Genomic DNA, 12,733 nt, shown 5'->3' on the forward strand with positions numbered 1-12,733 from the left:
GGCGGGGCGGGGACGCGCGCGGGGCGGGGCGCGGGGCGGGGCGGGGGGCGCAGCGCGCGGGGCCGGAAATCAGTGGTGTGGGGTGAGGGGGCGCGGGAGGATCTGGGGGTGATCGAGGCGTACCTGACGAAGTCCGTGTCTGTCGCTGCGGCTACCGCCGCGTGGCGACAGCGGACGGCGTCCGGTCTCGGCCCGATCCGCCGCCGACCGTCGTGACCGGCGCGTTCCTGGGCGGTCTGGTCGCCGGCTACGGCGTCGCCGTTCCGGTCGGCGCGATCGCGGTGCTCATCCTCGGGTTGACCGCCCGTACGTCGTTCCGGGTCGGGGCCGCCGCCGCGCTCGGCGTGGCCACGGCTGACGGGCTCTACGCCGCCGCGGCCACCCTCGGGGGCGCTGCCGCCGCCGGGCTGATCGCCCCGGTCGCCGGGCCGCTGCGGTGGGCCGCCGCAGTGGTGCTGCTCGCGATCGCCGGCCATGGCGCCTGGCGCGTCCTGCCCGTGGGGGTGCCGTGGCGAACCAGCCGGGACAGCCGAACCAGCCGGGACAGCCGGGACGGCCGAACCAACCGGGACAGCCCTCGGGCCGGGACCGGGGCGGCCCGTACCCGCCGGGGCCTGGACACCCCCGGCCGGGCCTTCGCCGGCGTGCTGGCGCTGACTCTGCTCAACCCGGCGACGGTGGTCTACTTCGCCGCTCTGATCCTTGGCCGGTCGGGTGGCGCGGAATCGGGCACGGCCGGCGCGTTGCTGTTCGTGGCGGGTGCCTTCGTCGCTTCGGCCAGTTGGCAGTTGCTGATCGCCGGTGGCGGCACGTTGGTCGGGCGGGCGCTGACCGGGCCGCGCGGGCGGCGCCTCACGGCGCTGGTCTCCAGCGCCCTCATCGCGGTGCTCGCGATCGCCATGCTGCTGCCGCGCTGACCGGGGGCTGCCTTCGGCGCCGTACCGCGCCAGGGGCGGCGACCAGGAGCGCGATGCCGCTGGAGGAGACCCGCCGCCGGCTGCAGGTGGTGCCGCGTAGCGCGAGCACCGCCACGCCGGCCGGGCGTCAGCGCGCGTAGCCCGGGGACATCGCCGCCGCCAGCCGCAGGTGGCGGGCGGCACGCGCGGCATCACCCTGTCGTTCGAGGGTCCGCCCGAGCAGCAACTGCACGTACGAGTCGTCCGGGGCCGCCGCCGCGAGCGGCTCCAGGATCCGTAGCGCCCGGTTGAGCTGGGCGGAGTGGAAGTACGCCCGTGCCGCGAGCAGCCGCGTGCCGCGGTCGTCGCCGTGGGCGTCGAGGAGCGGCTGGAGCAGGGTGAGGGCGCCGAGGGGATCGCCGAGATCCAGCAGCGCCTCGGCGTGGCGGAGCCGTTCGACCTCCGCGGGCAGCCGCGGCGGGCTGAGGCGGGCCGCCTCGGACAGGAAGGTGTGGATCACCTCCGGGGGTTGCGCCCCGTGCAGCGTCGCACCGTTGGCGACGAACGTCGGTGAGGTCGTCACGCCCGTGGCCCGGCCGCGCAGCAGCAACTCCCGGACGGCTGTCTCGCCGCCGCCATCGGCCAGCAGCCTGCCGCCGTCGGGAAAGCCCGCGGCCCGGCTGACGTCGTCCAGCACGGTGGGGAGGCTGATGTCCCGCGCGTCGACGAAGTGCGCCCGCATGACGCCCTCCGCGACCGCGCCCTGGAGTCGCGTACCGCCGCTTTGTTGGGCGAGGGCGATGAGCCGGTGGGCGTCGTGGCTGCTGGCCCGCCAGCCGGCCCCCCAGCGCGGGCCGAGGCCCTCGGCCGCCGCGATGCGGGAGACCCGCTCCCGGTTCTCGGCGGGCGTCAGGTCCGGCGCGCACTGCTGGAGCGCGGCGTCGACCATCGGGTCGCGCAGCGCCTCGGCCAGTGGTTCGGCGGGGACGGGGGCGGCGGGGTCGATCCGGTACGGCCGCCAGGCGACCCCGACCGGGGGGCCCGTCCAGGACGCCAGCGCCCGCTCCAGCCGTCGCTTGCCGATGTACGCCCACGCGCAGACGACATCCGCCCAGACCTCGATCAGCATGCCCGACACGTTACACGACACGTGTCGCATAAGCGACGGACGTCGTATGGTGTGCCGGTGAACTCCTCCGATCCCCGCGTGCGGCGGACCCGGGCCCGACTGCGGGCGGCGGTCCTCGCCCTGGCCGCCGAACGGGAGCTGGGCGACATCACGATCGCGGAGGTCGCCCGGCGGGCCGGCGTCAACCGCGCGACCACCTACCTCCACTTCGCCGACCTGGACGCGCTCGTCGCGGACGCGATGGACGAGGCGGTCGCCCAGGTGGCGCGTGCCGCGGCGCTCTGCCCGCTGGACGCCCCGCGCGACGAGGTGCCCCAACCCCTGCGCGACCTCTTCGCCGACGTCGCCGCCAACGCGGTCCTCTACCGTCGGATGCTGTCCCCGCACGGCAGCGCCCGCTTCGCGGCGGGCCTGCGGGACCGGCTCGCCGCGGAACTGCGGCAGAGTTTCGAGGGGCGGCCCCGGCCCGGCGTCGAGGACGTCCCGGTGGACGTCCACGCCGACTACCTCGCCGGGGCCCTCACCGGCGTCATCGCGGGCTGGACGGCGGCGCGGGCCCCGGCGGGCGCGGCGGAGACCGCGCTGGCGACCTGGCGGTTGCTCCGTGGCTGACGTGTGCCACCTTTCGACAGGGACGAGAGCAGGGAGGTCGCCGTGGTCGGCAGGCCGGCGGTAGGCGGAGGTCGGTGGGTCGAGGTGGCCCCGGCGCGGGTGGCCCGGTGGATCGAGGGCTTCGCCGACCGGCACGGCCCGCCCACCACCACCGCCGGGGAGTACGGGCTGCTGCTCGCCGCCCCGGACGACGCGACCGCCGAGCTGCACACCCCGCCCGGCGCGCCGGCCGCGGTGGACGTGCCCGGCTTCGTGGCCGCCGCGACCGCGCCGCGCCGGATCGGCCTGCTGCTCGCCCGCAAGGGCGCGGTGGCGGTGGGCGTCGCGGCGGGGGAGGAGCTCGTGGTCTCCAAGGTGGACACCCGCTACGTGCAGGGGCGTACCGCCGCCGGAGGCTGGTCCCAGCAGCGGTTCGCCCGGCGGCGCGACAACCAGGCGAAGGCGGCGCTGGGCGACGCGGCCGAGCTGGCCGTACGGCTGCTGTTGCCGGAGGCGTCGTCCCTGGGTGCCCTGGTCTGCGGCGGCGACCGGCGGGCGGTGGACACCGTGCTCGCCGACCGGCGGCTGGCCCCGTTGGCGGCGTTGCGCGCCGACCGCCTGCTGGACGTCCCCGAGCCCCGGCACGCCGTGCTGGTCGGCGCGATCGCGGCGGCCCGGGCGGTCCGGATCCTGGTGCGTGATCCGGCGCCGTCCTGACCGGCCGGCGGCGCGTCGCGACACCGTGCCGGTCGCGCCGACGGCGGACGCTCGGGACCAGCCGGTGGACGCACTAGGCTGGGCGCGACTGTCGGGAAGGAGCCAGGATGGCGCAGACGGCCGCGGCCGGCGTCGCCGTGCCCGGCGCCGCGGGGGGCGCCCACGACGACGATCCGGCCGGGGAGAGCCTGGGCCACCGGATCCGGCGGCTGCGCGTCGCCCGGGGCCTGACCCAGCAGCAGGTCGCCGGCTCGCGCTACACCCGGGCTTTCCTGGGCGCCGTCGAGTCGGGCGCGCGGGTGCCCAGCCCCGAGGCGCTGGCGCACTTCGCCCGGCAGCTCGGGTTGCCGGTGGACGACCTGCGCTACGGCCGTCCGGCGAACGCGGCCGCCCAGCTCGCCGCCGAGCAGGCGGTGGCGCGGCGGGACCTCTCCGCGGGCCGGTTGGACGCCGCCGAGCGGGCGCTGACGGGGATCCGCCGCCGGGCGGAGGCCTACCGGCTGTCCGAACTGGCCGGCTGGGCCCGATACCACCTGGCGGAGGCCCAGCTGCACCGTGGGCTGACCGAGGACGCCGCCGCCCGGTACGACGTGCTGGCCGACGACCTGCCCGACGGCTGCCCGCCGCTGCGCGCGGCGGTGCTGGCCCGGCAGGCGTACTGCCTCCTGGTCGCCGGGGACGCGCCCAGGGCGGTGGCGATCCTGGAGGGCGGCCTGCGGGCCCTGCGGGCGGCGCCCCCGGTGGACGCCGACGCCGAGCTTCGGCTGACCAACGCGTTGATGTACACGTTCCTCGAACTGAGCTGGCGGGAGCGGGCCCGGCGGTTGGAGCGGGAGGTGGCCCCCCTGCTCGGCCGGGTGACCCACCGGGAGTGGGTGGCGCAGTTCCACGCCGTGGCGGGGCAGTTGCGCCGCGACGGCGAGTTGGACGAGGCGGACCGGCACCTGCGGGAGGCCGTCCGCCGCTACACCGAGCTGGGGCTGACCCGTGAGATCGCCCTGTGCCACTGGGCCCGTGGCTACGTGTTGCTGCGGGCCGGGCGGCCGGGGGAGGCGGGAGCGGAGTTGCGGCGGGCCCGGGAGATGCTGGGCGCCGTCGGCGCGGTACTCGACCATGCCGGGGCGACCCTGGAGCTGGCCGAGGCCCGCCGGCGGGAGGGCGTCCTGGACGAGGCGGGGGCGCTGGCCGAGGAGGCCGCCGGGGCGGCGGCCGCCAGCGACCACCGGGAGCTCATGGCCGAGGCCGACCGGGTACGCGGCCTGGTGCGGGCCGCCCGGGGCGACGACGTCCAGGCGCGGCGGCTGCTGCTGCGGGCGGTCGACCGGTACGAGCGGGCCGGCCTGATGGGGGACGTGGTGATCACCTGCCGACATCTCGCCGAGTTGCTGCTGGCCGGGGCGGAGCGGGACGAGGCGGCGGCGGTGCTCCGCCGTGGTCTGCGCGCGGCGGAGCGCCTGTCGTGACCGAGCTTCACCCCCCGGTGGCGGACGCGCCGGAGCATGCCACCGAGCCGGCGCCCGACGCGGCGGACGCGCCGGAGCCGGCCACGACCGGGCCGGAGCCCGTCGTGGCGGACGGGCCGGCGCGTGCGCTGGGCGGGCGCCTCCAGCGGCTGCGGGCGGAACGGGGTCTCACCCAGCGCGCCCTGGCCGAGCCCCGCTACACCGCTGCCTACGTCTCCGCCGTGGAGGGCGGTCGCCGGGTGCCCTCCGCCGAGGCCGTGGCCCACTTCGCCGAGCGGCTCGGGGTCACGCCGACGGACCTCACCGCCGGCCGCTCGCCGGTCGACGTGGTGCGCCAGCAGCTCCGGCTGGTCGGGGCGGACCTGGCCGGTGCCACCGAGGAGACGGTTGCCGTCTGTGCGGAGGTGGCGGCGGCCGCCGTCGGCCTGGACGAGCCGGTGCTGGAGGCCCGGGCCCGGCTCGGCCTGGCCGGTGCCGCGCTGCGCCGCGACGACGTCGACACCGCGTCGACCCAGGTGGATCGGGCGGAGGCACTGCTGGCGGGCGCGCCACCGCACGTCCGGGCCGAGGCGGCGGTCGCCCGCGCCGCGGTGGTGCACCACGCGGGTGATCCGCGGTACGCCTGCTACCTGCTCACGGAGGCGCGGGACGCACTGGCGCGCGACGGGTATCCGGACCCGTCGGCCCTGTCGACCCTGCACGCGGAGTTGGCGCTCTGCCACGGCGCGCTCGGCGACGAGGAGGCGGCGGCGGAGGCCGCGACGCAGGCCCTGGCCCTGGCGGTGCTGGCCGCGCCGGCCCGGGTGGCCGGTCTGCACCTGACCGTCGCGGGTTCGCTGCTCGCCTCGGGGCGGACGGCGGAGGCCGCCGTCGCCGTCGAGCAGGCTCGTCAGGCGGCCCGGCAGGCCGCCATGCGCGTGCAGTTGGCGTACTGCCACCGGGCCCGGGGGCAGGGGCGCCGGGCGGCCGGCGACCTGGCCGGGGCGCTCGCCGACCTGGCGACCGCGCACGCGGCGCTGGCGGACGCCGGGCGGCCGACGTCGGCCCGGGAGATCGGCGTCGAGCTGGCCGAGGTCTACCAGGCGTTGGGCCAGCCGGAGCGGGCGGAGGCGCTGCTGGGCGAGGCCACCGGGCTGGGCGGCGACCCGGTGGTGGCGGCCCGCGCCGACCGGGTGCGCGGCCTGCTGCGGGCCGACGCCGGTGACCGGCCCGGCGCCGAGCGGCACCTGCGGGCGGCGGTGGCCGGCTACCGGGCGGCCGGGCGGCGGCGGGAGTTGGCGGCCGTGGTCCTGCTGCTGGCCGACCGGCTGGAGGGTTGGGGTCGGCCGGGGGACGCACTCGACCTGCTCCGCGACGGGCTGCACCAGGTGGAACAGCTCGGTGAGCTGGTGACCGCGCACCGCGCCACGGCCTGAGCACCCGGTCGCCCTTCCGCCGTCGGCACCGGCCGGCCCGAGCGGGCGGGGCGGGCGGCACCGACGGAGGACGGGCGACCGGGTTCGTCCGAGGGTGTTCCCCGGCGGGGCGGGTGTCCGAGTCGCCGTCAGGCCGGTGCCCAGAGCGCGGGCGCGCGCGGCGGTTCCCAGCCGGGCTGGGCGGTGTGTGCCTGGAGGCAGCGGTAGCCGAGGCCGCCGTAGGTCACCTGGGCCCCGACCGGGTACGCGGTGCCGGCCGCCCAGGTCCCGCCGGGGGCGGTGCCGGTCGGGGTGGGCGTGGGCCCGGAGGCCACGTTGAGGACGAAGTCGAAGCTGGCCGCCCGGCCGCCGTCCACCGTGCGTACCGCCATCAGCAGTTCGGGGTCGAAGAGCGTGTCGGTGCTGTTGCGGGGCTCGCCGGGGAAGTAGAGCTGGGTGGTGAGCACCGGCCGGTTCGGCGCCTGCGCCTTGACGTGGAGGTGCCGGGTCCGGCCGGGGTAGAGGCCCGGCACGATCGTGTCGAGCCGGTACGCGCCCGAGGCGTCGGTGAACTGGTGGCCGCGCAGGCGGTAGCCGAGGTTGTCGTAGCCGCCGTTGGCGTCCGCCTGCCAGAAGTCCAGCAGCACGTTGGGCAGCGGCCGGCAGTCGAGCCCGAAGACGTGACCGGTGACGGTGAGGCGGGTGCCGATTGTGCCGGCCTCGACCAGCGAGGTGCGCCGTGGTGAGTTCGGCTTGAAGTAGGGGCCCTCCATCTGTGCCGGCGTCGGGTCGTCGCCGTCGTCGCAGTACGGGGTGAGCGGTGGCGAGACCTCGCCCCCTGCCACCGCCCGTGCGGCGCCGGCGACGAGGAACGGGGCGGGCAGGGCCAGCGCCGCCGCCGTCAGCACGCTCTTGCGGGTCATGCCCCCGTGGGGGCGGGGGTCGCCTGGTTCCCGTGCGTCGTCGGCCGCAGCCTTCATGAGCGTTCCTCCTCATCGGGATCGGTTGCCCGGCCGCCCGGTACACCCGGTGCGGCCGGCGACCCGACGCTATTGACAGGCGTCAGGGTGCGTCGATGTGCGGGAGGGCGGGATCGTGGTGTTTTCCGCCGTGCGCCGGAACCCGCCCGGTGAGTCGCCCGCCTCGCGTCGGAAGAACCGGCAGAAGTAGGCGGGGTCGGCGAAGCCGAGTCGGTCGGCGATCGCGGCCATGGTGAGGTCGGTGCTGGTCAGCAGTCGTTTCGCCTCCAGTACCCGGGCCTGGCGGATCAGCCGGGCCGGGGTGGTTCCGGTGGCGAGCGGCACCGCGTCGTTGAGGTGGCGCACGGACACGCCGATCCGGCGTGCGTACGCGCGCAGTGGCGCGCCGACGAGGTCCGGCTCGGCGAGCAGTTCCTCGAAGCGGCGGGCGATCGCGGCGGCGGACCGGTGCTCGCGGGCCCGGGGCACGGCGGGCGGGCCGGGGACCGTGGGCGGGGACCGCAGCACTTCGGTGAGCAGGAGGTGCAGGTAGGCCCGCAGGGTGCTACCCCGGCCCGGGCCACCCCGGCGGTGTTCGGCGGTCGCCCAGTGCAGCAGGGTGGCGATCCTCCTGGCCTGCGCGGCGTCGCGCGGGCGCCAGGACCGGTGGCCCGAACGGTGCAGCGCGTCGCGGTCGGCCGGGAAGGTCAGCAGGAAGTCGGCGGCGCACAGCAGCACGTGCCCGCGCAGGTCGCGTTGGTCCTGCCAGTGGTGCACCTGGCCGGGCGTGACGACGAACAGGTGCGGCGGCCGGACGGGATGGACGTCGACGTCGATGACGTGCGAGGCACGGCCGTGCGTCACGTACACCAGCTCGTAGAAGGTGTGCCGGTGCGGGAAGCCGGCGCGGGACAGCGGGCCGATCTCGTCGAAGGTGCCGATGGCGAAGGGCACGTCGTCCGGGGCGGGTGCCGCCAGGTCGTGCCGGGGCAACGCCGGCGGCCCCCCGGCGGCGGTCGGTCGCGATCGGACGGACGGGGCCGCTCGGGATCGGAGGGACGGGGCCGGCCGGGCGGCCGGGGCGGGCGGGCGCGACGGGGACACGGGCAGCTCCCAGCGCTGACGAGGGACGGGTCGACGCCTGTATTGACGGCGTCGGATGTCTAACCTACGGTGATGGCAACAGAGTTAACAACAACTGTTTTCCCTGTAGTAGCGGACCGGCTGCGGAGCCCCGCGTGGCGCAACATGCCTGCTCGCAGTCGGTTGCTTCGATCCTCCACATCGTTCTGACTGCGAGGAGACCCCCATGCTCCGACGAACAGCCACTGTGGCGGCAACTACCCTGAGTGCCGTTACGCTGGTGCTGACCGCGGCGCTGACCGCCCAGGCCAGCGCCGATCCCACCCCCACCCCCACCCCCGCCGCCCCCGACGGCGTCGCCCCCGAGATGTTCGCCGCCCTGCAACGGGACCTGCGGCTGACCCCGGCCGAGGCCCGGGCCCGGCTCGACGTCGACGACCGGGCCAGCCGGGTGCAGCAGGTGTTGCGCGGCACCCTCGGCGCCCGCTACGGCGGCACCTGGGTCGCCGAGCGGGGCGGCACCGTCTCGGTCGGCGTCACCAGCGCGGCCGACGCCGAGACGGTGCGCGGCCTCGGCGCGGTTCCCGTCCCGGTGACCTACGGCGAGCGCGCCCTGGCTGCCGCGGTCGACCGGCTGAACGGCGCGACGGCCGCGCCGGCGACCGTCGTCGGCTGGTACGCCGACCTGCCCGCCAATGACGTGGTGGTCCTCGCGCGGGCCGGCGCCACCGCCGCGGCCCGGTCCTTCGCCACCGCCGCCGGGGTGCCGGCCGGTGCGCTGCGGGTCGAGGTCAGCACGGAGAACCCGAGGCCGTACGCCGACGTGATCGGCGGCAACGCCTACTACACCGGCAGCAGCCGGTGCTCGATCGGGTTCTCGGTGAACGGGGGCTTCGTCACCGCCGGACACTGCGGCCGGGCCGGAGCCCGCACGTCGCAACCGGGCGGCACGGTGCGCGGCTCCACCTTCCCCGGCCGGGACTACGCCTGGGTGCAGGTCGACGCCGGGAACACCCCGCGCGGGCTGGTCAACGACTACCGGGGCGGGACGGTGGCCGTGGCGGGCAGTGTCGAGGCCGCCGTGGGTGCGGCGGTCTGCCGGTCCGGCTCCACCACCGGGTGGCGCTGCGGCACCATCCAGCAGAAGAACGCCTCGGTGACCTATCCGGAGGGCACGGTGAGCGGGCTCACGCGGAGCAACGCCTGCGCCGAGCCCGGTGACTCCGGCGGCTCGTGGATCTCCGGCAACCAGGCCCAGGGGGTCACCTCGGGCGGCTCCGGCAACTGCACCACCGGCGGGACGATGTACTTCCAGCCGGTCAACGCGATCCTGGCGGCGTACGGGCTGACCCTCGTCACCACCGGTGGCCCCGGGCCGACCCCCACGCCCACCCCGACCGAGCCGCCGCCGGGCGGAACGACCTGGCAGGTCGGCACCGCGTACGCCGCCGGCGCGACGGTGACCTACGGTGGCCTGTCCTACCGCTGCCTCCAGGGGCACACCGCCCAGCCGGGCTGGGAGCCGCCCAACGTGCCGGCGCTCTGGCAGCGGGTCTGACCACCGCCGCCGGTGTAAGGAAGGGCCCCTTGCTAACGCTATGCGTTAGCAAGGGGCCCTTCCTTACACCGGCACGGGCCCGGTCACCGACCGGGCCCGTGGCCTCGTGCGTCAGGAAGGGGTGCTTCGTGCTCAGCGGCTGCCGCCGAAGGTGTCGCAGCTCTTCGGGTCGCCGGTGGAGTAGCCCCGGGTGAACCACTCCTTGCGCTGGGCCGACGAGCCGTGCGTGAACTCGTCCGGGTTCACCGGCCGGTTGGCCCGCTCGGAGATGGCGTCGTCGCCGATCTTCTCGGCGGCGTCGACGGCCTGCTGGATGTCCTGCTCACTGATGTTGTTGAAGATCTTCTGGCCGCCGGAGTCCGCGGTGCCGGTGGCGTTCTTCGCCCAGGCGCCGGCGAAGCAGTCGGCCTGCAACTCCAGCTTCACCGAGAGCGCGTTGGCGCTGTCCGGGTCGCGCTGCTGCTGGCGGCGCATCTGCGCCTCGGTGCCGAGCAGGTCCTGCACGTGGTGGCCGTACTCGTGGGCGAGCACGTAGGGCTGGGCGAACTCGCCGGCGGCCCCGAGCTGCTGGGCGAGCACCTGGTAGAAGGTGAGGTCGATGTAGACCTGGTCGTCGGCGGGGCAGTAGAACGGCCCGACGCCGGAGTCGGCCTGCCCGCAGGCGGTGTTCACGCCCTGGCTGAAGAACACCGTCTTCGACGGGCGGTACTGCTCGCCGAACGCCTCGGGCAACGCCTTCTGCCAGTACGCCTGGATCGAGTTGACGTAGAGCGCGTTGCGGCAGTCGAGCTGCTGGAGCGCGTCGTCGGCGGAGCACTTCTGCTCCAGCGACGTGTTGTCGCCCTGCGGCTCGTCGCCGCCGTTGGTGGCGGCGTTGAGACCGAAGCCGCCGCCGACGAGCGCGACCAGCACGGCGATGACGATGCCGACGATGCCGCCCCGCCCGCCGCCGATCGGGATGGGGATGCCGCCCAGCCCACCGCCCCCGCCGGACCCTCGCCGGTCGTCCACCTGGCTGGTGTCGATCCGCGCGTTCTCGTTCAGCTCCATGTCTACCCCGATCACCGATTTGATCCGTTTTGGTGGTTGCGGTACCGGACCGGGTCCGGACGGCGATTCGGTACCCGATGATCTTGATCGGTAATCCGGCGAGGTGGCCGGGCGGCGCCCGGTACACTTGGGCCCGTGCTGCTCTGCGAAGGCTGAACCGCCCCGCGCCGACGGGCCTCGTGCTCGCCGGCGCTTTCGCGTGCCCTGAGTCAGCCCTTCCAGACCCCGAGAGCGAGTCCCCCGACATGATCACTGCCACCGGCCTGGAGCTGCGCGCCGGCGCCCGGATCCTGCTGTCCGACACCACGCTGCGGGTGCAGCCGGGTGACCGGATCGGCCTGGTCGGCCGCAACGGCGCCGGCAAGACCACCACGCTGAAGGTGCTCGCCGGCGAGGGCCAGCCGTACGGCGGGCAGATCGAGCGGCGCAGCGCCATCGGCTACCTCCCGCAGGACCCGCGCACCGGCGACCTGGACGTCACCGGCCGCGACCGGGTGCTCTCCGCGCGAGGGCTGGACGTGCTGATGGCCCAGATGAAGGAGATCGAGGCCAAGCTCGCCGACGGCGCCGACGACCGGCTGGTCCGCCGCTACGGCGCGCTGGAGGACCAGTTCGCCTCCCTCGGCGGCTACGCGGCCGAGGCCGAGGCCGCGCGGATCTGCGCCAACCTCGGGCTGCCGGACCGGGCGCTCGCCCAGACCATCGGCACGCTCTCCGGCGGCCAGCGCCGCCGCATCGAGCTGGCCCGGATCCTGTTCCGCGACGCGGGTGAGAACGGCGGCGGCATCCTGCTGCTCGACGAGCCGACGAACCACCTCGACGCCGACTCGATCACCTGGCTGCGCAGCTTCCTCGCCAACCACAAGGGCGGCCTGATCGTGATCTCCCACGACGGCTCGCTGCTGGAGTCGGTGGTCAACAAGGTGTGGTTCCTCGACGCCACCCGCTCCGTGGTCGACGTCTACAACCTGGGCTGGAAGGCGTACCTGGAGGCCCGCGAGACCGACGAGCGGCGCCGCCGCCGGGAGCGGGCCAACGCCGAGAAGAAGGCCGGCGCGCTGATGGCGCAGGCCGACAAGATGCGGGCCAAGGCCACCAAGACCGTCGCCGCGCAGAACATGGCCCGCCGCGCCGAGAAGCTGATCTCCGGCCTGGAGGAGGTACGCGTCGCCGACAAGGTGGCGAAGGTGCGCTTCCCGAGCCCGGCGCCGTGCGGCAAGACGCCGCTCACCGCGTCCGGCCTGTCCAAGTCGTACGGCTCGCTGGAGATCTTCACCGACGTCGACGTGGCGGTCGACCGGGGTTCCCGGGTGGCCATCCTGGGGCTCAACGGCGCCGGCAAGACGACCCTGCTGCGGATGCTCGGCGGCCTGCTGGAGCCGGACACCGGCGAGGTGCACGCCGGCCACGGCCTGCGGCTCGGCTACTACGCGCAGGAGCACGAGACGCTCGACGTCGACCGGACGGTGCTGGAGCACATGCGCAGCGCCGCCATCGAGCAGACCGACACCGACCTGCGCAAGATCCTCGGCGCGTTCCTGTTCTCCGGCGACGACGTGGACAAGCCGGCCGGGGTGCTCTCCGGTGGCGAGAAGACCCGGCTGGCGCTGGCCACCCTGGTCTGCTCGGGGGCGAACGTGCTGCTGCTCGACGAGCCGACCAACAACCTCGACCCGGTCAGCCGGGAGCAGGTGCTGGACGCCATCGCCCGCTACCCGGGCGCGATCGTGCTGGTCACCCACGACCCCGGCGCGGTCATGGCGCTGAAGCCCGACCGGGCCATCCTGCTCCCCGACGGCGACGAGGACGCCTGGAGCGACGACCTCCTGGAACTCGTCGAACTCGCCTAACCCACCCCCCACCCCACCCCCCGGTTGGCCGCGTTGATCATGA

At 75.6% G+C, this 12,733-nt stretch carries 11 protein-coding genes; 7 read left to right on the plus strand and 4 right to left on the minus strand.

Translation table 11 applies throughout. The annotated features are described in order from the left end of the window. Positions 1–212 precede the first annotated feature (212 nt). Positions 213–917 (plus strand): LysE family transporter, encoded by a 705-nt coding sequence (locus tag ABZ809_RS16170; RefSeq protein WP_357563317.1) that lies wholly within the window; start codon positions 213–215, stop codon positions 915–917. 127 nt (positions 918–1,044) lie between these two features. On the opposite strand, the gene ABZ809_RS16175 is transcribed toward ABZ809_RS16170, so the two are convergent. Further along, positions 1,045–2,025: a DsbA family protein gene (locus ABZ809_RS16175; RefSeq protein ID WP_357563276.1), complete on the minus strand. Its 981-nt coding sequence runs from the start codon at positions 2,023–2,025 to the stop codon at positions 1,045–1,047. A 57-nt stretch (positions 2,026–2,082) separates the two neighbouring features. Between ABZ809_RS16175 and ABZ809_RS16180 the strand changes: the two genes are divergently transcribed. The 4 genes from ABZ809_RS16180 to ABZ809_RS16195 all read left to right on the plus strand — a co-directional run bounded on the left by ABZ809_RS16180 (position 2,083) and on the right by ABZ809_RS16195 (position 6,211). Beyond that, positions 2,083–2,637 (plus strand): TetR/AcrR family transcriptional regulator, encoded by a 555-nt coding sequence (locus ABZ809_RS16180; protein WP_357563277.1) that lies wholly within the window; start codon positions 2,083–2,085, stop codon positions 2,635–2,637. 42 nt (positions 2,638–2,679) lie between these two features. After that, positions 2,680–3,333, plus strand: coding sequence for an acVLRF1 family peptidyl-tRNA hydrolase (locus ABZ809_RS16185; protein WP_357563278.1), 654 nt, complete (start codon positions 2,680–2,682; stop codon positions 3,331–3,333). Between the two features lie 107 nt (positions 3,334–3,440). After that, on the plus strand, positions 3,441–4,796 hold the full coding sequence (locus ABZ809_RS16190; RefSeq protein WP_357563279.1) for a helix-turn-helix transcriptional regulator: 1,356 nt from the start codon (positions 3,441–3,443) through the stop codon (positions 4,794–4,796). Beyond that, positions 4,793–6,211, plus strand: a complete 1,419-nt coding sequence (locus ABZ809_RS16195) for a helix-turn-helix transcriptional regulator (RefSeq protein WP_357563280.1) — start codon at positions 4,793–4,795, stop codon at positions 6,209–6,211. Before ABZ809_RS16190 ends, ABZ809_RS16195 begins: the two co-directional genes overlap by 4 nt. Before the next feature lie 128 nt (positions 6,212–6,339). Here ABZ809_RS16195 and ABZ809_RS16200 read toward each other — a convergent pair whose 3' ends face one another. Together ABZ809_RS16200 and ABZ809_RS16205 are read right to left on the minus strand one after the other, a co-directional pair. Then, positions 6,340–7,113, minus strand: a complete 774-nt coding sequence (locus tag ABZ809_RS16200) for a carbohydrate-binding protein (RefSeq protein WP_357563281.1) — start codon at positions 7,111–7,113, stop codon at positions 6,340–6,342. Between the two features lie 126 nt (positions 7,114–7,239). Then, positions 7,240–8,142, minus strand: a complete 903-nt coding sequence (locus ABZ809_RS16205) for a helix-turn-helix domain-containing protein (protein WP_357563282.1) — start codon at positions 8,140–8,142, stop codon at positions 7,240–7,242. 316 nt (positions 8,143–8,458) lie between these two features. Between ABZ809_RS16205 and ABZ809_RS16210 the strand changes: the two genes are divergently transcribed. After that, a complete protein-coding gene (locus ABZ809_RS16210) occupies positions 8,459–9,790 on the plus strand; it encodes a carbohydrate-binding protein (protein WP_357563283.1) in 1,332 nt (443 codons plus the stop codon). 132 nt (positions 9,791–9,922) lie between these two features. Here the strand turns inward: ABZ809_RS16210 and ABZ809_RS16215 are convergent, their stop codons facing one another. After that, positions 9,923–10,840, minus strand: a complete 918-nt coding sequence (locus tag ABZ809_RS16215) for a neutral zinc metallopeptidase (protein ID WP_357563318.1) — start codon at positions 10,838–10,840, stop codon at positions 9,923–9,925. Positions 10,841–11,085: 245 nt separating this feature from the next. Here ABZ809_RS16215 and ABZ809_RS16220 point away from each other — a divergent pair, with 245 nt between their 5' ends. Further along, positions 11,086–12,690, plus strand: coding sequence for an ABC-F family ATP-binding cassette domain-containing protein (locus tag ABZ809_RS16220; RefSeq protein WP_357563284.1), 1,605 nt, complete (start codon positions 11,086–11,088; stop codon positions 12,688–12,690). The last annotated feature ends 43 nt before the right edge of the window (positions 12,691–12,733 follow it).

The organism is Micromonospora sp. NPDC047074, assembly GCF_040643815.1.
Classification (GTDB): domain Bacteria; phylum Actinomycetota; class Actinomycetes; order Mycobacteriales; family Micromonosporaceae; genus Micromonospora.

Bases quoted from the DNA above. Each gene is read 5' to 3' on its own strand.
- ABZ809_RS16200 (WP_357563281.1), bottom strand. From the start codon at position 7,113: ATGACCCGCAAGAGCGTGCTGACGGCGGCGGCGCTGGCCCTGCCCGCC.
- ABZ809_RS16210 (WP_357563283.1), top strand. From the start codon at position 8,459: ATGCTCCGACGAACAGCCACTGTGGCGGCAACTACCCTGAGTGCCGTT.
- ABZ809_RS16215 (WP_357563318.1), bottom strand. From the start codon at position 10,840: ATGGAGCTGAACGAGAACGCGCGGATCGACACCAGCCAGGTGGACGAC.
- ABZ809_RS16220 (WP_357563284.1), top strand. From the start codon at position 11,086: ATGATCACTGCCACCGGCCTGGAGCTGCGCGCCGGCGCCCGGATCCTG.
- ABZ809_RS16175 (WP_357563276.1), bottom strand. From the start codon at position 2,025: ATGCTGATCGAGGTCTGGGCGGATGTCGTCTGCGCGTGGGCGTACATC.
- ABZ809_RS16190 (WP_357563279.1), top strand. From the start codon at position 3,441: ATGGCGCAGACGGCCGCGGCCGGCGTCGCCGTGCCCGGCGCCGCGGGG.